General features: G+C 67.1%; 19 protein-coding genes. 5 read left to right on the top strand and 14 right to left on the bottom strand.

What is annotated here, in order from left to right; translation table 11 throughout:
• Positions 1–44: 44 nt before the first annotated feature.
• Positions 45–4,358, bottom strand: a complete 4,314-nt coding sequence (locus tag V0R59_RS23325) for a SpvB/TcaC N-terminal domain-containing protein (protein ID WP_330075462.1) — start codon at positions 4,356–4,358, stop codon at positions 45–47.
• Between the two features lie 228 nt (positions 4,359–4,586).
• Between V0R59_RS23325 and V0R59_RS23320 the strand changes: the two genes are divergently transcribed.
• A complete protein-coding gene (locus tag V0R59_RS23320) occupies positions 4,587–5,465 on the top strand; it encodes a hypothetical protein (protein WP_330075461.1) in 879 nt (292 codons plus the stop codon).
• Positions 5,466–5,467: 2 nt separating this feature from the next.
• Here the strand turns inward: V0R59_RS23320 and V0R59_RS23315 are convergent, their stop codons facing one another.
• The 8 genes from V0R59_RS23315 to V0R59_RS23280 form a co-directional block, all read right to left on the bottom strand.
• Positions 5,468–6,319, bottom strand: coding sequence for a CAP domain-containing protein (locus V0R59_RS23315; RefSeq protein WP_330075460.1), 852 nt, complete (start codon positions 6,317–6,319; stop codon positions 5,468–5,470).
• 198 nt (positions 6,320–6,517) lie between these two features.
• The gene (locus V0R59_RS23310; RefSeq protein ID WP_330075459.1) at positions 6,518–7,129 is read right to left on the bottom strand and encodes a cell wall hydrolase; all 612 of its coding nucleotides are present in this window, start codon (positions 7,127–7,129) and stop codon (positions 6,518–6,520) included.
• Positions 7,130–7,268: 139 nt separating this feature from the next.
• Complete coding sequence (locus tag V0R59_RS23305) at positions 7,269–7,976, bottom strand: GNAT family N-acetyltransferase (protein WP_330075458.1); 708 nt, start codon at positions 7,974–7,976, stop codon at positions 7,269–7,271.
• Positions 7,977–8,076: 100 nt separating this feature from the next.
• Positions 8,077–9,699, bottom strand: coding sequence for a methyl-accepting chemotaxis protein (locus V0R59_RS23300; protein WP_330075457.1), 1,623 nt, complete (start codon positions 9,697–9,699; stop codon positions 8,077–8,079).
• Positions 9,700–9,812: 113 nt separating this feature from the next.
• Positions 9,813–10,667: a helix-turn-helix transcriptional regulator gene (locus tag V0R59_RS23295; protein WP_330075456.1), complete on the bottom strand. Its 855-nt coding sequence runs from the start codon at positions 10,665–10,667 to the stop codon at positions 9,813–9,815.
• Positions 10,664–10,990 (bottom strand): AzlD domain-containing protein, encoded by a 327-nt coding sequence (locus V0R59_RS23290; protein WP_330075534.1) that lies wholly within the window; start codon positions 10,988–10,990, stop codon positions 10,664–10,666. The genes V0R59_RS23295 and V0R59_RS23290 overlap by 4 nt, the downstream gene beginning before the upstream one ends.
• Complete coding sequence (locus tag V0R59_RS23285; RefSeq protein ID WP_330075455.1) at positions 10,987–11,679, bottom strand: AzlC family ABC transporter permease; 693 nt, start codon at positions 11,677–11,679, stop codon at positions 10,987–10,989. Before V0R59_RS23285 ends, V0R59_RS23290 begins: the two co-directional genes overlap by 4 nt.
• Before the next feature lie 82 nt (positions 11,680–11,761).
• On the bottom strand, positions 11,762–12,451 hold the full coding sequence (locus V0R59_RS23280; RefSeq protein WP_330075454.1) for a sel1 repeat family protein: 690 nt from the start codon (positions 12,449–12,451) through the stop codon (positions 11,762–11,764).
• A 218-nt stretch (positions 12,452–12,669) separates the two neighbouring features.
• On the opposite strand from V0R59_RS23280, the gene V0R59_RS23275 reads away from it, so the two are divergent.
• Both V0R59_RS23275 and V0R59_RS23270 read left to right on the top strand, forming a co-directional pair.
• Entirely contained in the window at positions 12,670–15,030 is a 2,361-nt protein-coding gene (locus tag V0R59_RS23275; RefSeq protein ID WP_330075453.1) for a DNA polymerase II, read from the top strand.
• Positions 15,031–15,466: 436 nt separating this feature from the next.
• A complete protein-coding gene (locus tag V0R59_RS23270) occupies positions 15,467–16,027 on the top strand; it encodes a DUF4174 domain-containing protein (RefSeq protein WP_330075452.1) in 561 nt (186 codons plus the stop codon).
• Between the two features lie 49 nt (positions 16,028–16,076).
• On the opposite strand, the gene V0R59_RS23265 is transcribed toward V0R59_RS23270, so the two are convergent.
• From V0R59_RS23265 to V0R59_RS23245, 5 genes are all read right to left on the bottom strand, one after another.
• On the bottom strand, positions 16,077–17,318 hold the full coding sequence (locus V0R59_RS23265; RefSeq protein WP_330075451.1) for an NAD(P)/FAD-dependent oxidoreductase: 1,242 nt from the start codon (positions 17,316–17,318) through the stop codon (positions 16,077–16,079).
• Between the two features lie 26 nt (positions 17,319–17,344).
• A complete protein-coding gene (locus V0R59_RS23260) occupies positions 17,345–18,055 on the bottom strand; it encodes an ABC transporter permease (RefSeq protein WP_330075450.1) in 711 nt (236 codons plus the stop codon).
• The gene (locus tag V0R59_RS23255; RefSeq protein WP_330075449.1) at positions 18,052–18,771 is read right to left on the bottom strand and encodes an ABC transporter permease; all 720 of its coding nucleotides are present in this window, start codon (positions 18,769–18,771) and stop codon (positions 18,052–18,054) included. Before V0R59_RS23255 ends, V0R59_RS23260 begins: the two co-directional genes overlap by 4 nt.
• Before the next feature lie 86 nt (positions 18,772–18,857).
• Entirely contained in the window at positions 18,858–19,616 is a 759-nt protein-coding gene (locus tag V0R59_RS23250; protein ID WP_330075448.1) for a transporter substrate-binding domain-containing protein, read from the bottom strand.
• A gap of 29 nt (positions 19,617–19,645) precedes the next feature.
• Positions 19,646–20,509 (bottom strand): MurR/RpiR family transcriptional regulator, encoded by an 864-nt coding sequence (locus V0R59_RS23245; protein WP_330075447.1) that lies wholly within the window; start codon positions 20,507–20,509, stop codon positions 19,646–19,648.
• A 150-nt stretch (positions 20,510–20,659) separates the two neighbouring features.
• Between V0R59_RS23245 and V0R59_RS23240 the strand changes: the two genes are divergently transcribed.
• Entirely contained in the window at positions 20,660–21,670 is a 1,011-nt protein-coding gene (locus V0R59_RS23240; protein WP_330075446.1) for an Ldh family oxidoreductase, read from the top strand.
• Positions 21,671–21,971: 301 nt separating this feature from the next.
• Entirely contained in the window at positions 21,972–23,165 is a 1,194-nt protein-coding gene (locus tag V0R59_RS23235; RefSeq protein WP_330078430.1) for an amino acid aminotransferase, read from the top strand.
• The last annotated feature ends 359 nt before the right edge of the window (positions 23,166–23,524 follow it).

The raw sequence follows: 23,524 nt of genomic DNA, 5'->3' as shown, positions 1-23,524 counted from the left end.
CCAGCAGAGCGACCGCAAGCGGCGGTGTGAGCCGGTGCAGCGCGCTAGCGCTGGCCACCTTCGACTTCCTCCCAGGTGTCGTTCTCGTCCTCGCTGATGCTGTACCACGGCAGATAGCGCTGGCGGCGCAGGTAGCCCTTGGCGGTGATCACCCGCACCTCGCGGCCCAGGGGGTCGTAGAACTGCTGGTCGTTGTAGCCGAACAGGCGGAACGAGGCATCGTTGATGTAGCGCCAGCGCTCGGCGAAATAGGGCCGGTAGACCCGCACCGGCAAGCCCTTGTTGTTGTATTCGACGCGCTCGCTGACCCGCCAGCGCGGATCGGCCTCCACCTGCACCGGCTTGCCGTCCTCCAGGCGCAGCTCGCCATTCTCGTCGACCGCGTAGGCCAGCCCCGCTTCGACCTTTTGCTTGCTTTGCAGGGCGCGGCCAAAGCCGTCGCTGCTGCTCAGGGCGATACGAATCTGCAGGTCGGGATCGCCGGGATAGCGGTCGGCCAGGAACACCGCGCTGTGTACGGGCTGGCGGGTCTCCAGCGGCTGCATCCAGCTGAAGGCATCGTAGTAGCAGACGCTGGCGGCGTTCTGCACGGCAGCGAAGGGGGCGGCGATGGCGCTGGCCAGGTCTTCGCTGTCGCGCTGGTATTCGCTCAGCGGTGCGAAGCCGGCCGGTTCACCGTCCTCGGTGCCGTGGAAGGCGCTGGCCAGGACCCGGCCGAAGCCGTCGTAGAGGGCTTCCTGGACATTGAGGTTGGGATCGGTGATACGCCAGGGCTGCAGGCAGTGGTAGTCGAACTCGGCTTCGGTCTGGCAGCCGTCGGGCAGGGTCACGCGGCTGACCTGGCAGTGGTAGCGGTCGTGCTCGATCTGCGTCAGGCCATGGCTGCGGGTTTCGCGCACGGCCAGCGGGCGGTGGAAGGCGCTGGCTGGGGCGTAGGTGGTGAAGCCTTGGCGAATGGCCCACAGCTCCAGCTCCGGTTGCTCGGGGAGGAAGGCCGGCATCGGCTCGTAGTGCAGGGCCAGCAGCTTGTCGTGCAGTTCCTCGCGGCTCATCACCCGGTCGTAGGCTTGCAGCGCCTGCTCGTTGAGTTCGGCGCTCTCCAGATAGCCGGGGAGGGCTTCGAAGCTGGCCTGGCCATCGGGCAGGTCCTCGCGCACGCTGCTGTCGGCGGCCTGGTAGCGCTGCACGCGCTGTCCGCCGAGGACGCGCTCGGCCTGTTCGTGCAGCGGTGTTTCCGGCCCGGCCAGGTGCTCGTAGCCGATCTGCCGCACCGGCAGTTCGGCGCGGGCGAGCATCAGCACGTTGTCGCGTTGGCGCCACGGCAGGCCAAGGCGCCAGCCCTGGGCGGCGTCGAGGTGGATGAGCTCGGCGCGGGTTTCGTTGAGGTAGTGGTTGTACTGCGCCTCGTCATGGGCGTCGCGCCACCAGGTCTGCTCGTGCTCGCTGTCGAACGGCGGCGGGTCGCCGACGTCCCGGCGCCGGGCGCAATGCACCAGCACGCCATGGGTCAGCTGGCCGTAGCGGTCATGGGCGAGGTTGACGCTGTGCTGGCAGCGCGGGTCGTCGGCCTGGCGCTCGTAGTCCAGGACCATGTGCTCCAGCGTCAGTGGCAGCATCCGCGCGTAGGGCTGGTGGGGGCCGGCCGGGGCCAGTTCGCGCAGCAGGTAGCGGTGCTGCTCCACCGAATAGGGCACCGCCTGTTGCGCGCTGTCGTCGAGGCCGTAGCGTTCGCTGCGGATCGGCGAGCCGCCGAGGGCGTGGGCCATGGCGCGCAGGCGCGCTTCGTCGGGGGCGTCGACGATGTGGTCGGCCTCGCCTTCGAACAGCGCCAGCAGGTCGGGGCCGGGCTCGGCGGCTTCCGGGTCGTGGAAGAAATCGTCCCGTGGCGGTGCCGGGTACTGGCCGGTATGGAACCAGGTCTTGCTCAGCAATGGCGCGGTGAAATGCACGTCTTCGTCGCCGCGGGCGCTTTCGCTGTCGGTCTGCAGCACCAGGCCGAAGCCGCGCAGTTCACGCTCCTGGCGGTCGTAATGGCCGCGGCGGTAGCGCAGCAACTGGACCAGGCGGTTGCCGGTGATCTCGTCGAGCTGGGTCTGCCGGCACACCAGGTGCAGGGTCAGCGGCAGGTGGCTGACCGCGACCTTGCCGGCCTGGCGCAGCTCCTGTTTCTCGTCCAGCCATTCCTGGCCGGAACTGCGGTACTCGACCGTGCCGACGGCCCCCATGTTGTTGTCGCTGCGGTTGAGCAGGTAGGGCTTGTGCGCGGTGAAGTCGAGGCGCCAGTGCCGCGGGGTCATGTGCGGCACCGTCAGGACCAGGCTGGCGCAGCCCAGCCCCTGCAGGTCGGCAGCACTGACCTGGCACAAGCGGTCATAGCGCACTCCTGGCGGCCAGGGCTGCAGTACCGGCGACTGCAGGCCGAAGCCGCAGCGGTTCATGAATACCTGCACGCCATCGCTTTGCAGGTACAGCAGGTCGCTGGCGCCGGAGCCGTCGAGGTCGGCCAGGCGTACCCGGGTGGCGTCGAACCTGTCATGGGCGAAGGGCAGGCTGGCGACGCGGAAACCCTTGCCGAAACGTCCGTGACCGAGATTCGGCCAGCAGCGCACTTCGTTGTGGCGGATACGCACCAGGTGCTGCTGGCCGCTGCCGAGGATATCGCTGAAGGCCACCAGCTCCGCGCGGCCATCGCCGATCAGCGGCAGGTCGTCGCCTTCGTGCGCCACTTCCACCGGCGCGGCATGGCCCAGGGTGCGCCGGTTGGCGTACAGGCGCACGCTGCGCGGGCCGATCAGGGCCAGGTCGAGCAGGCCGGCGCCGCTGAGGTCGGCCAGTTGCGCCAGCGGGTGCAGGGCTTCGCTGGGGACTGCGGCGAAGGGCACGAAGCTTGACCATTCGCGGTCGCTGCCGAGGGTGAAGAAGCCATTGAGCCCCGGTGCGCGGATGCACCAGTCCAGGCGACCGTCGCCGGTCAGGTCCTGCAGCGACTGGCTGACCGGGCGGCTGCTGTCCGCAACGGGGATGCGCGGCAGCAGGCTCCAGTCGCCGTAGATGACCCTGTCGTCGGGGCCGTCGTCGCGGCCTGGCGCGGGATCGCGCAGTGGCTCGCGGTAGTACCAGGCTTTGTCGTGACGGTGCAGCACTCCGGGCAGACCCTCGCCATAGAGGTCCACCAGTTGGTACTGCACGCCGTCGTCGAGGCCGGGGAAGGCGGGAAACTCGCTGAACTGGCAGGGCGCCTCGCTGTAGAACGGCGCGTAGGCGAAGCTCTGCGGCGGCAGGCTGCTGCGCCGGCCGTCCGCAGCCCAGGCCTGGCTGTGGGCGCCGACCAGCAGGTTGTAGGACAGCTCGCTGGCCTGGTACTCCAGCAGCAGGCGGCGCACCAGCACCGGCGCTTCGCCCAGTTCTTCGACGAAGCGATGGAACATCAGCACCTGCCGGCACAGGCGCAGGTTGCCCAGCTCGAAACCGTAGGCAAAGGAGCTGTGGGGGTCGCTGCGCACCGGCCAGGGCTGGGTTTCGCCGTAGTCGGGGCGGTCGTCCAGGCCGGTGCTGCGTTCGCCGAAGTCGAACAGCAGTTCGAAGTGCCAGTGCACCTCGCCGATCTGTTCCGGCTGCCACAGGTACAGCCAGGGATGGGCGCTGGCATTGCCATAGCAGACCCGGTTCAGGTAGCGCCGGGCGCGGAAGTCGCGGGGCTGGTCGGGTTCCAGTCCGGCGAGGTCCTCGCTTTTGTACTGGTAGAGGATGTGCTCGCCGTGGGCATTCATGCTCTCCTCCAGCAGCCATTCGCCGACCCGTCGCGGATTATCCGGATCGGCGCTGCGCGAGGACGGCTGGCGCCCGTAGCAATGCAGGCTGCCATCGCTGCCGTGGACCAGCCAGAAGCCCGGATCGTCGCCGTCGGCGCGCCAGTGCTCGATACGCTCGAAAGCGCCTTCGATCCGCGGGAAGTGGCGGATCACCTGGTAGCGCCGGTCCAGCGGCAGCTCGCGGTAGCTGTCCACCCAGGTGAACAGCGGCGCGCCCGCGGCATCGCGCTCGGCCAGCCAGACCATGCCGTCGGGACCGAGGATCACATCGTTGTCGTCATGGCGCGGCACGCCCTTGCTGGTGCGCCGTGCGACACAGCAAGGGCCCAGGCTCCAGCCCATGCCGAACAGGCCATTGCTGACGGTGCTGTGGTAGTTCAGGGCAAGAGACGGGGCGTAGCCGCGACCGGGGGAGACGGGCAGGGGGATGTCGAGGGACGCGGCCCCGGAGGTACCGATGGCGCCCCAGCCCCCACTGATACCCTGGATGGAGCCGCCGCCCTTGGGTAGCTCGGGAAGGGCGACGCCTGCTGTCTGATCCTGCATGTCGGGAGCTCCATGTCACGGTGCGTGGAGCAAGAGTGCCTTGCGCGGGGTTTTTCGTTAACTGACAAAAATAACAGGTACCCGCGCCGCCGTTGGCGCTCGCTCGTATCCGGGCGGGGTGGGCGGGGGCACCTGATAAATTTGTCAGTAGCGGGAACCGGCGCTGCTGACTAGCTTCAGCGAAACCGGCGGCGCGCAGGCGTCGTTCACAAGGATGGAGAACCGCTCATGGTCCGGCGCAAGGCAGCGATTTCTACTCTTCCATTGGTCTGCGACGGCCTGTCCCCGCCAGCTTCCGACACCGTCCTGCGGGTCAGTCTCGACGCGCTGCGGGACTTTCTGCGGCGCGGCTTTCATCTGCATCGGTGCGGCGCCGAGACGGGCTGCAACGAGGCCTTGTGGAATGCCGACGAGGGCGCGGGCGATGTGCACCATGACGTGCCGCCGGCCACTGCCGGGCCGGCGCTGCGCTTCTGCGGCGAGCCACGGGTGACCGTCCGTGCCGAGGCCGTCGACGGCTTGATCCGGCAGGGCAGCACCTGGTGTGTCGATCACGGTGGCCTGTACCGCTTCACCTTGAATGTGCGCGATACCGGCGGTGCTGCCGTCGGGCTGCCGTTGGTACCGCGGGAGAGCCAGGTCGGTGGGGTGGTGTACCGCTGCGAGGGACCCAGCGACGGCAACGGCGATATCCACGTCAGTGCCGATACCCGTCACGCCTGCCTCGGGCAGTCCCATGCCTTGGTGGTGGCGCTGCCGGGCATCGAGACCTGCATCAACCTCAAGGTCTACGAATTCGTCGAGGTCCGGCTGGTGGGTTACGCCCAGGTGCAGGAGCGTGTCAGGGCCGAGATCGAGTTGTATCGGCGCAACGCCCAGATGTTCAGTGACCTGGGCAACTGGCGTGGTTACGTGCGCCTGGCCGATGGGGTCGCGGCGCCGTTCCTGTGCGGCCATTCGCCGGACGTGGTGGCGGTCGGCACCGGCTGGTTGCCAGCGACCGGTGCCGGCACCCTGCAGGTGCGCCTGGGCTTCCCGTCAAGCCTCGAACGCCTGCTCACCGGCGCCGTCGATTTCCCCATTCCCAACCTTGGCATGACGGACTGAGGTCACGGCGTGCCGAACAGGGCGGTCCAGTAGATCCCGGCGTCGCTCTTCGGGTCGGTGGCGTAAGCCGCGCCGAGTTCGCGCAGTTGCGGATTCATCAGGTTGGCGCAGTGGCCAGGGCTGGCCAGCCACCCTTCGATCACCTTGCGCGGGCTGTCGAGGCCGGCGGCGATGTTCTCGGCGATGCGCGCGCCGCTGTAGCCGGCCAGTTCGGCGCGGTCGCCGGGGGTGCGGCCCTCACGGTCGACATGGTCGAAGAAGTTCTGGTTGGCCATGGCCCGGCTGTGGCCCTGGGCGGCGCCGGCGAGGGTGTCGTTCCAGCTCAGCGGGGTGGTGGCGCTCATCGCCTGGCTGCCGCACTGGCGCGGCTGGGCGCGGGCAGCATTGATCGCTTCGAGGAGATTGCGGCCTTCGCTCTGCCAGTCGCCGAGGCGCGCGCTGAGCAGCGGCCGCGCGACCACGATGCGCCATTCGCGGTCTTCGCGACTGACCCCGATATCGACGAACTGCGGGTCGAGAACCACCTGGCAGAAGCTTTCGCGGATCGCCTGCATGGCCGCCGCCGCGTCGCGCGGGCCGGACAGGCTGATGGCCTGGACATTGACCATGGGGTAGGCGACCCGGGCCAGTTGCTGCTGCAGGTCGCCCATGCTGGTGGCCGACAGCACCAGGCGCGGGTCGCTGGCCAGCGGCGGCAGTTCCAGCGAGGCCTGGCTGGCGCAGGCCTGGGACTGGTTGCGGTAGGCGTTGATCGAATCGATCAGTTGGGTTTCTTCGCTGGCCTGGGCCTGGCTGGCGAACAGCGAGCCCAGGCACACAAGGGCAAGCGAAAGCATGGAGGAACGGACGCGCATTTGACTCTCCCTGGTTCTGGCACCACGGGGCGGATGAATGGCCTGGCGTGGTCTTGCAATGAATCCGGCGGGTCCGCGCTCATGGCCCGACCGGTGTCCCCGGTGGATTGGGGGTGATTTCAGCGTGCATGGTAGCCAGATTGGCCCGCGCCTGTCGTCTTTGTCTGGCATCAGGCCGTCAGGGTTCCCGGCGACCTGTCAGCGTGCGGCGCCATTTTGCGGCTTGTAGAAGAAGAATTTGCTGGTCTGCGCGGTTTTCACGAAGGTTTTCGCCCAAGCGGGAGAGACCTGGCGATGATGGAAGTAGAGGGCACCGCGGGTGTTGTCGGGGAGCTGGCGGTTGAGGGTCTTGCGGGCGATTTCCTTGGCGGCCAGGTAAGGCTCGTCCTCCTTGATCTGGTCGCTGCGGCCGTCGCACCACCAGGAGAACTGGCAGGCATGGCGTTCCGAACCTTCCTTGACCACGGCGCAGACGCTGTCGGGGAAGCCGTCGTGGCCGACGCGGTTGAGCACCACGTTGGCCACGGCCTGCATGTCCTCGGCGCTGGCGCCCTTGGCTTCCCAGTAGATGGTGCGGGCCAGGCAGGTCAGGGTGTCGTCCAGGGCGGCGGCGCCGTCGGGGTCGACGGCCTTGGCCTCAAGGGGGGTGATCTTTTCCGCAGGGGCTGGGGCGGTCTGGGTGGCCACCGCATGTTCCAGGGCTTCGGCCTTGTCCTCGGCCTTGGCCGCGACCGGGTTGTCGGCGGCGCTGGCGCAGGGCAGGACAACGAGGGTGATGCTCAGGCAGAGTGCTTGCCACAGGCTGGCCATGGTCGGACCCCTCCGGCGAAGGTGCCCGGCACGGATTGCCGCTGCTACCTGCTCGGTGGACTGGCGCCAAGTCCAATAATTCCGGGGTTGCCGCCGGACGGTAGCGTTTCGCTTGATCGCCTGCTTGCAGCCGGGTGCTTCACACCACCCGCACACCCCGCAGCTGCCATTCCCCGACCCGCTCCCGGGCGAACGCAGCTGCATGCCGGGTCAGTTCATCCAGGTGGCGGTCGCGTTTGCGCTCCGCCTCGATCATCGCCTTGCGCCCGTGCTGCTTGAGCAGATAGCTGTGGATCTGCTGGATCTCCACGGTGCGGAAGATCGGCGCCACGTCCAGCACCGCCAGTTCGGCATCGCCGGCGGGGGCGTCGGTGGCCATCAGCACCTGCGGGCCGCGGGCGCCGACCACGGCGAAACCCAGGGCCTCGAAGCAGGGCACGCGGTTCTGTCCGCAGGCCAGCTCGATCCGTGGATGGCGCTGGCGCAGGTTGTCGAGCAAGGCCCGGCCGATGCCGCGCCGACGCAGGTCCTGGCGCACCGCCATATAGGCCAGCGCGCAGGACTGCGGCTCACCTTCGACCGGCAGGTACAGGGCGAACCCGGCCAGGCGCTGCGGATCGTCGTCTTCGCAGGCCAGCACCAGGCCCACCGGCAAGCGCGTGCCGCCCAGGGCCTGGAGGTACAGGTGCACTTCGAAGCCAAGGCCGTACTGGTAGAGGTTGTACAGCGGGTTGCTCGGCGGCAGGGCGGTGGCGCTGAGGTCGCTGAAGTTGTCCACCACCAGTTGCATGAGCTGGCTGTGCAGGGGGTCTTCGGGGGCGGTGAGGTACTGGGTGACGACGGACATGCGTGGCGGGGCTCGGGGCAAAAGCGGGAAGCTTCCGGGTTTGGGGGCGAAAGTGCAAGCAAAGACCCAAGCGCTCCGCCCCACGGATTATGTGTCGCGATCAGACGCGGAAGCGCCCAACCAGCTCCGTCAGTTCCGCCGCCAGCCCCGACAAAGCCTGGCTCTGCGCCCGGGTCTGCTGCGCTCCTTGCGCCGACCCCGCCGACAGCTCACGGATGTTCAGCAGGTTGCGGTCCACCTCCCGGGCCACCTGGGCTTGTTCCTCGGCGGCGCTGGCGATCACCAGGTTGCGTTCGTTGATCTGCCCGATGGCGGCATAGATCCCTTGCAGTACTTGCTCCGAAGCCTGGGTGCTGTCCAGCGCCGCCCGTGCCCGTTCGGCGCTGGCATGCATGGAACTGACGGCCGCCTCGGTGCCGTGCTGCACGCTGCCGATCATCTGCTCGATGTCCTGGGTCGACTGCTGGGTACGGTAGGCCAGGGTGCGCACTTCGTCCGCGACCACGGCGAATCCGCGCCCGGCTTCCCCGGCGCGGGCCGCCTCGATGGCAGCGTTGAGGGCCAGCAGGTTGGTCTGCTCCGACACCACGCGGATCACTTCCAGCACCTTGCCGATATCGCGGATCTCGCCCGCCAGCAATTGCAGGCGCTCGCTGCCGGCCTGGACTTCGCCAGCCATGGCCTGGGTGCCGCCGAGGGTCTCGCTGACCTGGCGCCGGCTCTGCTCGGCCAGGCGATTGGATTCACCGGCGGCCTGGGAGGTGGACACCGCGTTGCGCGCCACTTCTTCCACTGCGGTGGTCATCTCGGTGACGGCGGTGGCTGCCTGTTCCAGTTCTTCGTCCTGACGCCGCAGGCTTTCGGCGCTCTGCTCGGTCACGCCGTCCAGCAGCGCGGCGGCCTCGGCCAGTTGCCCGGCACAGGCGTTGATCCGGCCCAGGGTGTCGCGCTGGCTGTGCTGCATGCGCTGCAGTTCGGCGAACAGCTGGCCGATCTCGTTGCCACCCGGCACCTGCACCGGCTCGCTCAGGTCGCCGCCGGCGATCCGCTGGAAATGCCGTCCGGCCTCGCGCAACGGGCGCAGCACCCGTTGCTGGATGAAGCCCCAGCACAGCGCCGCGAGCAGCAGGGTGGTTGCGAACAGGGCCAGGCTCAGCCACTGCGCGGTCTGCAGGCGGCGCGCCGACTCGGCCATGATCTGCTGGCCGCGCTCGCCGAGGATCTTCACCAGGTCCTGGCGCAGCGCCTGCAGGCGGGCCATGGCATTGCCGGCATCGACGTTGGCCACGAAGTAACGCTCCAGCGAGTTTTCCCGGGTTGCCTGGCGCTGTCCGGAGATGGCCACGGCGTAACCCTGGAAGGTGCGTTGCAGGTCCTCCGCGGTGGACTTGATCGCCGGGTCCGCCGCAGCGACGAATTCCTCGACCAGCAGGCGGCTGGCCTCGATCAGTTCTTCCGAACGGGTCAGGCGGCCCTTGGCGCTGTCCAGGTGCCCGCCTTGCTGTTCGATGAAGCCCGAGGACACGTTGGCGCTGGAGCGGATCGCCATCAGCAGGGCGTTGTTCAGCCGGTCGGACTGGTGCGCGGTGCGGTCCAGTTCGCCGATCTGCTGGTCGCTGCCCACGGCACTGCGCCAGGCGCTGGCGGTGGAGAACAGCAGGGTCAGGCTGAACAGGCACAGCACCCAGAACATTCCGGTGCGGATTTTCAGGTCGGCAAGCATGCGGGCGGAACTCCTCGATTGTCAGTCCCGCCACTTTTCGGATCGGGCGGGTTGGCACTGCTATCGGAGGCGGTTTGTCACTGCTTGAGGGGGGAAACCCGGGTTTCGTTCGATTATCGAACGGAGATTGCCGTGGGGTTTTCGACACAGGCGCGGCGGTACTCGCCGGGGGTGACGCCGAAGGCCTGCTTGAACTGGCGATTGAGATGGCTCTGGTCGGCAAAACCGAGGTCCACCGCGACGTTGAACGGCAGGTAGCCGTGGCGCAGCAGGGTCCGCGCCCGGGCCAGGCGGCGCTGCTTGAGCCAGGCATGGGGCGGCAGGCCGGTGGCCTGGCGGAACACCCGGGCGAAGTAGAACGGCGACAGATGCACCGCCGCCGCCAGCTCTTCCAGGGACGGCGGACAGTCCAGGCGCGCATCCAGCAGCTCGCGGGCGCGGGCCACGGCCTGGGGTTCGTTGCCCGGCTCGCGCGGGTCGCGGATCCGCGCATGGCGCTGCATCAGCAGCAGCGCCGCCTCGCGCCAGGCCGACTGCTGTTCCAGGGCACTGGCGCCGTGCTGCGCGCTGTGGTGCAGACCGAGCAGGGCGCGGAACACCACCGGGTCCTGCAGCACGCTGCTGGCGAAGCTTGGAGTGCCGCCGGGGTTGAGTTCCAGTTCGTCGAGCATGTCGGTCATGTGCGCCACGTCCGGGTAGCAGCCGCGGTAGCTCCAGCCGCTTTCATGGGCGCGGGCGCCAGTGTGCAGTTCTTCCGGGTTGATCAGCACCACGCTGCCCACTGGCGCCAGGTGGTCGGCGCCGCGGTGCCAGAAGCACTGGGCGCCGGTCTCGACGGCGACGATGGAATAGCCCTCGTGCACGTGCGGCGCAAAGCGCTGCTGGAAGTAGCGGGCCTGGAGCAGCTCGAGGTTGTCCAGCGCCGGCGCCTGCCAGAAGTGGGTCTGTTCCCGGGGAGCGTGTGTCATGGCGAACCGTTCAGCCACCAGCGATAGACGAAGAAGAAGCCCATGCTCAGCAGCATGCTGAGCAGGACATTGCGCGTCCAGAGTACCAGTCCCACGGCCAGCAGCGAACCCAGCAGGTAAGGGTTGGCCGGGCTCAGGTTCAACTGGTGCTCGGGCAGGAACACGATCGGCCCGCAGATCGCGGTGAGCATGCCCGGCACGGCGAAGCCGAGGAATTGCCGCGCATTCGAACTCAGGCGCAGCGGCAGGCGCGGTTCGAGGAAGGCGTAGCGGTTGAGGAACACCAGCAGGCCCATGGCGAAGATCAGCACGAAGACCATCAGCGGGCTCCCCAGGTTTTCTGACAGATGAAGCCGGCGGCCATGCCCAGCAGGCCGGCGGCGACCAGTGCGGTTTCCCATTTCCAGTAGCTGAACAGCACCGAGCAGAACAGCGCCACGGCCACGCAGACCACGGTCGGCAGGTTGCGTACGGTGGGGGCGATCAGGGCGACGAAGGTGGCGGCGATGGAGAAGTCCAGGCCCAGCTTGTCCAGGTGCGGGATGTTCTGGCCGAGGATGATCCCGGCCAGGGTGAACAGATTCCACGCCAGGTAGAAGGTGAAACCGACGCCGAAGGCATACCAGCGGTTGAACTGGGCGCGGTCGTACTGGCTGACCAGGGCGAAGAACTCGTCGGTCATCAGAAAGCCCAGGGTCAGGCGCCAGCGGGCCGGCAGCTCGGACAGCACCGGGCGCATGGACAGCCCGTAGAGCAGGTGCTGGGAGGTCAGCAGCAGGGTGGTGAGCAGGATCGAGAACAGGTTGGCACCGCCCTTGAGCATGCCGATGGCCACCAGTTGCGCGGCACCGGCGAAGACGATCGCCGACAGGCCCTGGCCTTCGAGGGGCGTGAGGTTGGCTTCGATGGCCATCGAACCGGCCAGCAGGCCCCAGGGCGCGACGGCCAGGGACAGCGGGATGCAGGCGATGGAACCCTGGAGATAAGCAGTTCGGGCAAGAGATGCGGACATGAGCGACAGCGTGCTGGGGAAGGGTCATCCAGCATGCCAGAGCGCTGGATGACTGCCTTGAACAATCTTGCTCTATGCAGCGCTACGGACGGCTGACCACCTGCCGCTGCACGGCCTGGCAGCCGTTGATCTCCAGCGCCTTCTGCACGTAGCTGCTGCGCTGCACCGGGTCGAGGCCCGCCAGCAGGCGATAGGCCTCGGCCTGGAAGTCGCGCTGGCGGCCCCACTGCAAGGCCAGGCCTTGCGGGCGTTCGCGCAGGCACAGCAGGCGCACCGCTGGTTGCGGGTAGTAGCCGGCATACAGCGAACTGCGTGCTGGCAATTGCTCCAGGGCCTGGCGGTATTCGTTGCTGTCGCGCAGGTTGGGGCACCAGTTGACCACCTCCAGCGCCGCCGGGGCGAAGCCCTGGGCGAGGCTGGAATGCAGCAGCGGGCAGGCTTCGGCAGCGATCTGGTCGGCCGGCAGGTCGGTGATGTAGTGCAGGGCCAGGCGGTACTCGGCCACCGGATGGTGCAGCAGCGCCGCGCGTTGCAGCAGGGCCACCGCCGGTTGCAGGGTCTGGTCTAGGGCCTGGACCTTGCGGATCAGTTCCTGGTCGTTGGGCGCCGCGTCGACGGGCAGGGCGTTGCCCTGTGCCTCGGCCTTCTCCAGCAGGGGCAGGGCCTGGCGGTAGAGGAGGTCGGCATGGGGGTCGATGACGACGGGCTCGGCGGCCGTCGCCAGCAGGGGCAGCAGCCACAGCAGGGAGAGCAGGGAACGATCACAGCGCACGATGTGGATCCTTGGGCCCGTCGGCTTGTGGGCGGGATAGGGCTGAAGCGCAATTCATGGTATCGGGCACTGTCCATAGTGGGTGAAGGATCTCCATGGCGACGCATTCTAGCCGGATGCCCGCCGCGCCGAAACCCGTCGCACCTCAAAGGTGCGCGCCGGCGGCGGCGCTCGGGTAGAATCCGTTCCCTTTTGCCGGCCACGACGAGGAAAGCGCGGTGCAGCTACAGCAGGGCTTCGTCCTGACCCGTCACTGGCGGGATACGCCCCAGGGCACCGAGGTGGAGTTCTGGCTGGCCAGCGATGCCGGTCCGCGTCGGGTGCGCCTGCCGCCGCAGACCTCGGTGGCCTTTATCCCGGCTCGCTACGAAGCCCGCGCCCGCGAGCTGCTGCGCGGCGAACGCGACGTCGAGCTGCGCCCGCTGGCCCTGCAGGATTTTCATCACGAACCGGTGCTCGGCCTGTACTGCCGGCAGCAGCGCCAGTTGATCCAGCTGGACAAGCGCCTGCGCGGTGCCGGCATCGAGGTGCTGGAAGCCGATATCCGCCCGCCGGAACGCTACCTGATGGAGCGCTTCATCACCGCACCGGTGACCTTTGGCGGGAATCAGGATGCGGCGGGCGTGTTCGTCGACGCCCAGTTGAAACCGGCCAACGACTACCGTCCACCACTCAAGCTGGTGTCGCTGGATATCGAGACCAGCGAGCGCGGCGAGCTGTATTCCATCGCCCTGGAAGGTTGTGGCCAGCGCCAGGTGTTCATGCTCGGCCCGGCCAACGGCGACAGCACCGGCATCGATTTCGACCTGGCCTGGTGCGCCAGCCGCGCCGAGCTTTTGCAACGCCTCAACACCTGGCTGGCCGAGCACGATCCGGATGCGATCATCGGCTGGAACCTGGTGCAGTTCGACCTGCGCGTCCTCCACGAACACAGCCAGCGCCTGAACGTGCCGCTGCTGCTGGGGCGCGACGCCCAGCCCATGGAGTGGCGCGAGCACGGCAGCCGCACGCATTTCTTCGCCGGTGCCGCCGGGCGCCTGATCATCGACGGCATCGAGGCGTTGCGTTCGGCGACCTGGACCTTCCCCTCGTTCAGCCTGGAATACGTGGCCCAGACCCTGCTCGGCGAGGGCAAGGCGATCGACACGCCGTACCAGCGCATGGACGAGATCAACCGCATGTTCGCCGAGGACCGCCCGGCACTGGCCCGCTACAACCTCAAGGATTGCGAGCTGGTCACGCGGATCTTCGCCCGGACCCGGCTGATGGATTTTCTCCTGGAGCGGGCCACGGTCACCGGCCTGCCGGCGGACCGCAGCGGCGGTTCGGTGGCGGCGTTCTGTCATTTGTACATCCCGGCGATGCACCGCCTGGGCTTCGTCGCGCCGAACCTCGGCGCATGCGAAGGCGAGGCCAGCCCGGGCGGGTTCGTCATGGACTCGCGGCCGGGGCTGTACGAGTCGGTGCTGGTGCTGGACTACAAGAGCCTGTATCCGTCGATCATCCGTTCCTTCCTGATCGACCCGGTGGGCCTGGTGGAGGGCCTGCGCGAGCCGGACGATGCGCACTCGGTGCCGGGTTTTCGCGAGGCGCGTTTCTCGCGGACCCGGCACTGCCTGCCGGCCATCGTCGAGCGAGTCTGGCAGAACCGCGAGGCGGCCAAGCGCGACGGCAATGCGCCGTTGTCCCAGGCGCTGAAGATCATCATGAATGCCTTCTACGGCGTGCTCGGCTCCAGCGGCTGCCGCTTCTTCGACCCGCGCCTGGCGTCGTCCATCACCCTGCGCGGGCATGAAATCATGCAGCGCACGCGCCAGTTGATCGAGGCCCGGGGCTACACGGTGATCTACGGCGACACCGATTCCACCTTCGTCTGGCTCAAGCGTGCCCACGAGGGCGACGAGGCCGACCGCATCGGCCGCGAGCTGGTGGCCGGGGTCAACCAGTGGTGGCGCGAGCACCTGCGCGAGGAATACGGGCTGGAAAGTGCCCTGGAGTTGCAATACGAGACCCACTACCGGCGCTTCCTGATGCCGACCATCCGCGGTGCCGAGGAGGGCAGCAAGAAACGCTACGCCGGCCTGGTGCGGCGCGCCGATGGCAGCGAGGAAATGGTCTACAAGGGCCTGGAAAGCGTGCGCACCGACTGGTCGCCGTTGGCCCGGGAGTTCCAGCAGGCGCTGTACCAGCGGATCTTCCAGCGCGAGCCGTACCGCGAGTTCGTCCGTGACTACGTGCAGCGCACCCTGGCGGGGGAGCTGGACGACTTGTTGGTGTATCGCAAGCGCCTGCGCCGGCCGCTGGACGAGTACCAGCGCAATGTCCCGCCGCATGTCCGCGCGGCGCGCCTGGCGGACGAGTACAACGACAGCCTGGGGCGGCCGCGGCAGTATCACCGGGGCGGCTGGATCAGCTACGTGATCACCACCGGCGGGCCGGAGCCGCTGGAAAACCGGCGCAATCCGATCGACTACCAGCATTACCTGGACAAGCAACTGCAGCCGGTGGCGGATGCGATCCTGCCGTTCGTGGGGGATGATTTCGGCGGGTTGGTGGATCGGCAGATGGGGTTGTTCTAGGCGACCTATTGGTTCGCGGCGGTTCGAGTTGCTCCCGATGCAGATTCGGCGAAGAGCGCGATCCTGTGGGACATGCCGAACGCGGACTTTGGGGGAGCGGGTTTACCCGCGATTGAGTCGGTGGATTCGCCACCGTAATCGCGGGTGAACCCGCTCCCACAGGATCGCGCTCTCCGCCGAATCTGCATCGGGCAAATTTATATAGATATCCACGCCGCAACGAGGCCGGAATAGACGGTGAAGACCCCGGATCAACCCGGCACCCCCGAATCCATCAGCTATCCTCCTGTCTAACAGTAGGAATTTTCCTTGGCCTGACACCGAAAGTTACCTTTGTTCTCGGGCATCAGGCACTTGCAGTCGTTTAGGCTCTGCCCTTCGGATCTTTCCCGGAGGTCTGTAGTCATTGTTACGAGGATTGAATAAGGAGAAACACATGGTCGCCCGCTCCCTGACCCTTGCCGTCCTGCTGGCCATCGCCGGTCCGCTGTTCGCCGATGACACACCCCTGGACACGGAGCTCGGCAGGGCCCGTCCGCTGGTGATCATCGCGCCCAGCACCGCCGACCCGGTGTTGCGCGGGATCAACGAGGCGCTCAAGGATCCGGCGAACCAGGCGGGGTTCAAGGAGCGCAACCTGGTGCTGTACAGCATCGCCGGCATGGTCGGCAAACGGGAGGACAAGGCGCTGGAGCAGCAGACCACCATGGCATTGATCCGCCAGATCAGCCGCAGCGCACAAAATGGCACCCGGGTGGTCCTGGTGGGCAAGGACGGCAGCCAGCATCCGATTGCCAACGACGGCAAGCTGGACATGGCGCAGATCTTCGCCGCAGTGGACCAGTTGCCGGCCGAAGAGAAGGCGATCACCACTCCGGTCCCGGAACCTGCGCCAGTGGCCGAGGCCAAGCCGGGCAAGGGTGGCAAGCCGGGCGAGGCGGCAAAACCGGCCAAGCCGGCGAAGCCGCTGCCGCCGCCGAAACCACTGGAAGACTGAAAAACACAAAGGGCCGACGCCTCACCAGCGTCGGCCCTTTTCATTGCGCTCAGCGAAAACGTTCGGCGCTGTAGGGCGCAGGATCGGTGAAGGTGGCTTCGCCGGTGATCATTTCCGCCAGCAGGCGCCCACTCACCGGGCCCAGGGTCAGGCCATGGTGGGCGTGTCCGAAGTTGAACCACAGCCCCGGGTGGCGGCTGGCCGGGCCGATCACCGGGCGCATGTCCGGCAGGCAGGGACGGCGGCCCAGCCAGGGGGCCTTGTCGAGGCGCTCGCCGAGGGGGAACAGGGTGCGGGCCACGGCTTCGCATCGCTTGAGCTGGATCTCGTTGGCCGGGTCGTCGCTGGCGGCGAACTCGATGCCGGTGGTCAGGCGGATGCCCTGATCCATCGGCGCCAGCACGAAGCCGGCCTGGACATCGCACAGCGAATGCTGCAACTGCGCGCCGGCACGTGCCTGGAAGTGCATGTGGTAGCCGCGCTTGATCTCCAGCGGAATGCGGTAGCCCAGCGACTTGAACAGCTCCGCGGCCTGCGGGCCGAGGGCGATCACCGCTTCCCGGGCGGTGATCGGGCCGCGGCGACTGTCCACCTGCCACTCGCCGGCGACCTGGCGCAGGCTGCGCGCGTCGCCATGGATGAACTGGCCGCCGCGCTGCACGAACAGTGCCGCGTAGGCGCGTACCAGGGCACCTGGATTGGTCACGGTCTTCGGGTCGAGCCAGTGGATGCCGCCCACCACGCTGTGACCCAGGTCCCCTTCGCGCGCCAGCAGTTGCTGGCGGTCGAGGACTTCGAAGGCCAGCCCGTAGTGGCGCACCGCCTCGGCTTCGGCCTTGGCCCCGGCGAAGGCGGCATCGTCACGGTACACCTCGATCCAGCCGTTGGCCTTGATCAGTGCCTGGGCGCCGGCGGCTTCGATCAGGGCGTCGTGTTCTTCCACGCAGCGCTGCACCAGCGGCAGCATGGCCCGGGTCGCCTCGGCCAGCGGCGCTGGCGCGGAATTGCGCCAGTAGCTCAGCAGCCAGGGCGCGATCCTCGGCACATGGCACCAGCTGAAACGTACGTCGGACTGGCGATTGAGGCTGTAGCGGGCGAGCTTCTTCAGATCGCGAGGGAAGGCGTAGGGGATCACGCTGGAGCGCTCGATCAGCCCGGCATTGCCGTGGCTGGTGCCGCTGCCGGGCTCGTCGCGGTCGATCAGGATGACCTTGCGGCCGCGTGCCTGCAGGTGCAGGGCGGTGCTGACGCCGACGATGCCGGCGCCGAGAATGAGGGTGTCGCAGTGCATGTAAAAGGTTCCTCTACGGCAAGGGTTCAGCGCAGGTGACGGCCCAGGCGGGCCTCGATGCGTTTCAGGGCGCGGCGCACGCTTTCCACGATCAGCAGATAGAGCACGGCGGCCCAGAGATAGATCTGGAAGTCGAAGCTGCGGGAGAAGGCCAGCTTGGTCACCCCCATCAGATCGTAGATGGTCACCAGCGACGCGATGGCGCTGGCCTTGATCATCAGGATCAGTTCGTTGCCCAGCGGACCGATGGCCACCACCAGCGACTGCGGCAGGATCACCTTGAAGAAGGTGGTCGAGCGCTTCAGGCCCAGGGCGTCCGCCGCTTCGTATTGTCCCGGCGCCACCGCCAGCAGGCTGCCGCGGAAGATCTCCGCCTGGTAGGCCGCAGTGTTCAGGGTGAAGGCGAGCAGGGTGCAGTACCAGGCGTCGCGGAAGAACCACCACAGGCCGACGTCCTGCCAGAAGGCCTTGAGCGAGCCGAGGCCGTAGTACAGCAGGAACAGCTGCGCCAGCAGCGGCGAGCCGCGGAAGAAATAGATGTAGCCGGCGCTCAGGCGCTGCAGGAGTCGGCTGCGGGACATCCGCGCCAGCGCCAGAAGCAGGCCCAGCAGTGCGCCGAGGGTGAAGGAGATCGCCACCAGCTTCGCCGTGACCAGCAGGCCGTCGAGGAAGCGCGGGCCGTAGCGTTCCAGCAGGTCGGGGTCGAGTACCAGGCCGATGAGGTTGTCGAAGGTCATGTCCGGGCACTCCGCAGGTGGCGGCTGTAGTGCCGCTCGATGGCCTGGAACACCCGTCCCGAGAGCGCCGAGAACAGCAGGTAGCAGAGGCAGGCGACGCCGTAGAACAGCATCGGCTCCTTGGTCACGCTGACCGCCAGGTTGGTCTGGCGCATCAGGTCGACCAGGGAAATGGTCGAGACCAGCGAGGTGTCCTTGAGCAGCGACAGCCAGTTGTTGGACAGGCCGGGCAGGGCGATGCGCAGCAACTGCGGGAAGATCACCGTGGTGAAGGCGGTGTGCTTGCGCAGGCCGAGGGCGGCGCAGGCTTCGTACTGGCCCTTGGGCACGGTCTTGAACGCGGCCAGCCAGATCTCGCTGGAGAAGGCGGCGAACACCAGGCTGAAGGCGACCATGGCGGCGAGGAAGGTGTTGATCAGCACCTCGCCCGGGTAGCCGAGGGCGGCGAGGATCTTCTGTGCGGCGATCTGGCAGCCGTAATAGATGATCAGCAGCGTGAGCAGCTCGGGCAGGCCGCGGAAGACCGTGGAAAACAGCGTGGCCCAGGCCCGCGGCAGGCGTTTTTCCGAGCGCGCGGCGAGGGCCACGGCCAGGCCCAGGGGCAGGCCGACGGGCAGGCAGGCCAGGGCCAGCGCCAGGGTCACCAGGGCGCCGGCGAGCAGCGCCTGGCCCCAGCCGCCGCTGGCGAAGGAGAGCAGGGAGAGGTGGTCTAGCATGCCTGGAGTCTCCGGGCTGGCTGTTGTTGTCCTGCGGGCCCCATCCCCGGCTGACCAGAGATGAGGCCCGTGATGTCGACGCCGGATCAGTTGTAGATGTCGAAGTCGAAATACTTGCTGGCGATCTTCTGATAGGTGCCGTCGGCGACGATCGCATCCAGCGCCGTGTTCAAGCGCTCGCGCAGTGCATCGTCCTCCTTGCGCACCGCGATCGCCGCATCGGCGCGGGTACCCTCGACATCACCCAGGGCCTTGCAGCAGTCCTTGCCGGTCTTGTTCAGCCATTCCAGCAGCGGGAACTTGTCGGCGATCACCCCGTCCAGACGTCCGGCGGCGAGGTCGGCGTTGGCTTCGTCGAGGGTCGGGTAGAGCTTCACGTCGGCACCGGCCTTGCCGTACACGTCTTCGGCGTAGATGGCCTGGGTCGAGGAGGCCTGGGCGCCGACGGTGTAGCCCTTGAACGAGGTCTGCGCGTCGGTGATCTCGCTATCCTTCGGCACCGCCACCGACAGCGGGGTGCGGTAGTAATGCCGGGTGAAGGCGATCTTCTTGCGCCGTTCCTCGGTATCGATCATCGACGCCACCACCGCGTCGTACTTGCGTGCGATCAGCGCCGGGATGATGCCTTCCCAGTCCTGGGCCACCACCGTGCATTCGACCTTCATCCGTTCGCACAGGGCCTTGGCGATATCCACGTCGAAGCCATGCAGGGTGTTGTCCGAGTCCACGTAGTTGAACGGCGGGTAGGCGCCCTCGGTGGCGATCTTCAGGGTTTCGGCCTGGGCCGAGGTGATGCCGGCCAGCAGCAACGCGCAGGCCCCCGCGAAACGAATGACTGGTTTCATCTGACACCTCTGTGAAATGCACTCTCTGTCTATTGTTTTGCCGTTGACGTGTAGCCAACGAACTCGTTGTGTAGAGCGGCAGTTGCGTCCAAGCGTTTTTCAACGTCCGGCCCGAGTTTCTTGCAGACCTCGTTGACCATCAGGTGTACCCACGACAGCATCGTCGCGGTGGACTCCCAGAACAGGTTGAACTGGGTGGGAATGCGGAACACCTCGTCGGCGTTGGCATCGGCCCAGTCACAGAAGGTGTCGGTAACCAGTGTTACCGGGATGCCCGCTTCCCGCGCCTTGCGACACAGGAGCAGGGCGTGGCGCGAATAGCGGCGGGCTTCGAAGACCACCAGGGCGCAGCGTTCGGGATTCCCCAGCAGCACTTCGCCGAAGTGCCCGGCGCTGCCGTCCACGGCTTGCACGCCGTCGCGCAGGTATTGCAGCAGGTGGGTCATGCCCAGGGCGATGCCGCGCTCGGTCTGGAATCCAGCGACGAACACCCGCGGGCGCTCGGCCAGGCGTTGGGCCACGCGGTCCCACTCGGCAGTGCGGCGGTATTCGTGGACCCGCACCAGCGCAGCGATCTCCAGTTCCAGGCTGCGGCCTTCGCCGTCGTCGCCGGGCTGTTGGCGGAATTCTTGCAGTCGATCGCCCACCAGCCACGGACCGTCACCGAGGTCGTCCTTGAGGTCCTGCTTCAATGCCTTCAGGTGCTCGTAGCCAAGGGCCCGGCAGAAACGGCCGACGCTGGACTCGCTGACGCCGATCTTCTGCGCCAGGCTGGCGGAGGTCTCGAAGGGCAGGTCGGTGAGGTGGGCGAGCATATGGCTGGCGATCTTGCGACCCGAGGCCGAGGCGTCGTGCAGGCTGTTTTCCAGGCGTTGCTTGATCGGTTGGCTCACGGGCGGATCTCGTCGGTGGTGGTGCTGGAGGCAGAAAATGAATGTTTTCTGTCATCAAGTCAATATTTGACAGTTTGCTGTCATGAGGTGAAAGTCCGTTTCATTGCTGTCGCTGTTGCCACTCCAAAATTCCAAGCAAGGGAGCTCCAGATGTCCGCACCTGCCAGACAGATTCCGTTCGCCGAACTGGCGAACCTGTTGCAGCGCATTTTCGTTCGCCATGGCTGCAGCGAGGCGGTGGCCGCCGTGCTGGCCCACAACTGCGCCAGCGCCCAGCGTGATGGCGCCCACAGTCATGGCGTGTTTCGCATCCCCGGGTATGTCTCGACCCTGGCCAGCGGCTGGGTCGATGGCCGGGCCGAGCCTGTGGTACGCGATGTGGCCAGCGGTTATGTCAGCGTCGATGCCGCCGGCGGTTTTGCCCAGCCGGCCCTCGCGGCGGCCCGCGCGCTACTGGTGAGCAAGGCGCGCAGCGCCGGGATCGCTGTACTGGCGATCCACAATTCCCATCATTTCGCGGCGTTGTGGCCGGATGTCGAGCCGTTCGCCGATGAAGGGCTGGTGGCCTTGAGCGTGGTCAACAGCATGACCTGCGTGGTGCCCGAGGGTGCGCAACGGCCACTGTTCGGTACCAACCCCATCGCCTTTGCCGCGCCGTGCGCGGGCGGGGCGCCGATCGTCTTCGACATGGCCACCAGTGCGATCGCCCACGGCGACGTGCAGATTGCCGCGCGCAAGGGCCAGTCGCTGCCGCAGGGCATGGGCGTGGATCGTGACGGCAAGCCGACCTGCGATCCGGCGGCGATCCTCGATGGTGGTGCGCTGCTGCCGTTCGGCGGGCACAAGGGCTCGGCGCTGTCGATGATGGTGGAGCTGCTGGCGGCGGCGCTGACCGGCGGCAATTTCTCCTTCGACTTCGACTGGTCGCAGCATCCCGGGGCGAAGACACCGTGGACCGGGCAGTTGCTGATCGTCATTGACCCACGCCTGGCCCAGGGCGAGCGCTTTGCCGAGCGCAGCCGGGAGCTGGTGCGGCAGATGGAGGCGGTGGGGGTGACGCGGATGCCGGGGGAGCGGCGGTTCAGGGAGCGGGCGAAGTCGGATAGGGAAGGGGTGAGTGTGACGGTCGAGGAGTGGGAACAGTTGCAGTCCTTGGCTTGAGGTGAGTCCTGTGGGAGTCCGCCTTTCAGGCTGCGCTTTTGCGCAGAGAACAGGCCCAAGAGTGACGCGGACTCTGTGGGAGCGGGTTTACCCGCGATTGCGATAGTGAACTCAACGATGCAATCGCGGGTAAACCCGCTCCCACAGTTCATCCGCGTTGCCCTTGATGACGGTCCGCGTCATTTCGAATCCGTGCATTCATGCACATGGCCGTTGCGCCGGAGGCATGTTCCTCGGGCCTTACTCCGGGTATCCTCGACGCACTTTGTTCGATTGATCCTCTCCCAAGGAGTTGTGCGCTGTGTTCAAACATGTCGATGCCTATGCTGGTGACCCGATCCTGTCCCTGATGGAGACGTTCAAGACCGATCCACGTGCCGACAAGGTCAACCTGAGCATCGGCCTGTATTACGACGCCGCCGGCGTGGTACCGCAGCTGGCAGCGGTGGGCGAGGCCGAGAAGCGCCTGGCCGACAAGCCCCACGAAGCTTCGCTGTACCTGCCGATGGAAGGTCTGGCCGGCTACCGCCAGGCGATCCAGAATCTGCTGTTCGGCGCCGATCACCCGGCGGTCACCGGCGGCCGCGTCGCCACCGTGCAGACCGTCGGCGGTTCCGGCGCGCTGAAGGTCGGTGCCGACTTCCTCAAGCGCTACTTCCCTGAATCCGAGGTCTGGGTCAGCAATCCGACCTGGGACAACCACCGCGCGATCTTCGAAGGCGCAGGCTTCAAGGTTCACACCTACCCGTACTTCGACCCGGCCACCCGCGGCGTCGACTTCGACGGCATGCTCGCCAGCCTGCAGAGCCTGGCGGCCAACAGCATCGTCCTGCTCCACCCGTGCTGCCACAACCCGACCGGTGTCGACCTGAACCAGGCCCAATGGCAGCAGGTGATCGAGGTGGTCAAGGCGCGCAACCTGATTCCGTTCCTCGACATCGCCTACCAGGGCTTCGGCGGCGGCCTGGTGGATGACGCCTTCGCCATCCGCGAAGCGGCCCGTGCCGGCGTGCCTTGCCTGGTCAGCAACTCGTTCTCGAAGATCTTCTCGCTGTACGGCGAGCGGGTAGGGGGCCTGTCGGTGGTCTGCGACGATGCCGAGACCCAGGCCAGCGTGCTCGGCCAGCTCAAGGCCACCGTGCGCCGCAACTACTCCAGCCCGCCCGCGTTTGGCGCGCAGCTGGTGGCTACCGTGCTCAACGATGCCGGCCTGAATGCCCAGTGGGCCGAGGAAGTTGAGCAGATGCGCCTGCGCATCCTCGACATGCGCCAGGGGCTGGTGGATGCCCTGGCGGTGCTGCTGCCGGGCCAGGATTTCTCGTTCTTCCTCAGCCAGCGCGGCATGTTCAGCTACACCGGGTTCAGCGTTGCCCAGGTGCGTCGCCTGCGTGACGAGTTCGGCGTGTACCTGATCGACAGCGGCCGGGTGTGCATGTCGGGCCTGCGTCCGGACAACCTGCAGCAGGTGGCCGAGGCGTTCGCTGCGGTCCAGTGAGACCTTGAGTGCCTATCGCTGGTCAGCCAGCGATAGGCATTCGGATGCATTCGGGTGTTGGTGTTGGTGCTGTGAGCTTATCCGTTACCTGCGGCGACTCTGCCGGCCCCTTCCGCCTTTACGGCGGGTCACTTTTGCTGGGCGGCAAAAGTAACCAAAAACGCCTGCTCCTGCATCCGGCCCTACGCTGCGCTCCGGGTCCCCTCCCTACGGTGCCTTCCAGGGGCTGCGCGGCCTACGATTTGCTGCGCAAATCTTCATCTCGCGTCTTCGGCTACGCCGAAGGGTGCTGCGCACCTGCCCCTTCCAGACACCTCCGCTCGGCCTCCTGACGTCGCGAGTTACGGGCGGCGCCTGCA

Source organism: Pseudomonas ulcerans, assembly GCF_036324125.1.
Lineage (GTDB): Bacteria > Pseudomonadota > Gammaproteobacteria > Pseudomonadales > Pseudomonadaceae > Aquipseudomonas > Aquipseudomonas ulcerans.
This window is presented reverse-complemented; position numbering and strand designations above follow the sequence as displayed.

Bases quoted from the DNA above. Each gene is read 5' to 3' on its own strand.
- V0R59_RS23295 (WP_330075456.1), bottom strand. From the start codon at position 10,667: ATGACACACGCTCCCCGGGAACAGACCCACTTCTGGCAGGCGCCGGCG.
- V0R59_RS23320 (WP_330075461.1), top strand. From the start codon at position 4,587: ATGGTCCGGCGCAAGGCAGCGATTTCTACTCTTCCATTGGTCTGCGAC.
- V0R59_RS23315 (WP_330075460.1), bottom strand. From the start codon at position 6,319: ATGCGCGTCCGTTCCTCCATGCTTTCGCTTGCCCTTGTGTGCCTGGGC.
- V0R59_RS23300 (WP_330075457.1), bottom strand. From the start codon at position 9,699: ATGCTTGCCGACCTGAAAATCCGCACCGGAATGTTCTGGGTGCTGTGC.
- V0R59_RS23325 (WP_330075462.1), bottom strand. From the start codon at position 4,358: ATGCAGGATCAGACAGCAGGCGTCGCCCTTCCCGAGCTACCCAAGGGC.
- V0R59_RS23305 (WP_330075458.1), bottom strand. From the start codon at position 7,976: ATGTCCGTCGTCACCCAGTACCTCACCGCCCCCGAAGACCCCCTGCAC.
- V0R59_RS23310 (WP_330075459.1), bottom strand. From the start codon at position 7,129: ATGGCCAGCCTGTGGCAAGCACTCTGCCTGAGCATCACCCTCGTTGTC.
- V0R59_RS23270 (WP_330075452.1), top strand. From the start codon at position 15,467: ATGGTCGCCCGCTCCCTGACCCTTGCCGTCCTGCTGGCCATCGCCGGT.
- V0R59_RS23250 (WP_330075448.1), bottom strand. From the start codon at position 19,616: ATGAAACCAGTCATTCGTTTCGCGGGGGCCTGCGCGTTGCTGCTGGCC.
- V0R59_RS23285 (WP_330075455.1), bottom strand. From the start codon at position 11,679: ATGTCCGCATCTCTTGCCCGAACTGCTTATCTCCAGGGTTCCATCGCC.
- V0R59_RS23260 (WP_330075450.1), bottom strand. From the start codon at position 18,055: ATGACCTTCGACAACCTCATCGGCCTGGTACTCGACCCCGACCTGCTG.
- V0R59_RS23240 (WP_330075446.1), top strand. From the start codon at position 20,660: ATGTCCGCACCTGCCAGACAGATTCCGTTCGCCGAACTGGCGAACCTG.
- V0R59_RS23255 (WP_330075449.1), bottom strand. From the start codon at position 18,771: ATGCTAGACCACCTCTCCCTGCTCTCCTTCGCCAGCGGCGGCTGGGGC.
- V0R59_RS23265 (WP_330075451.1), bottom strand. From the start codon at position 17,318: ATGCACTGCGACACCCTCATTCTCGGCGCCGGCATCGTCGGCGTCAGC.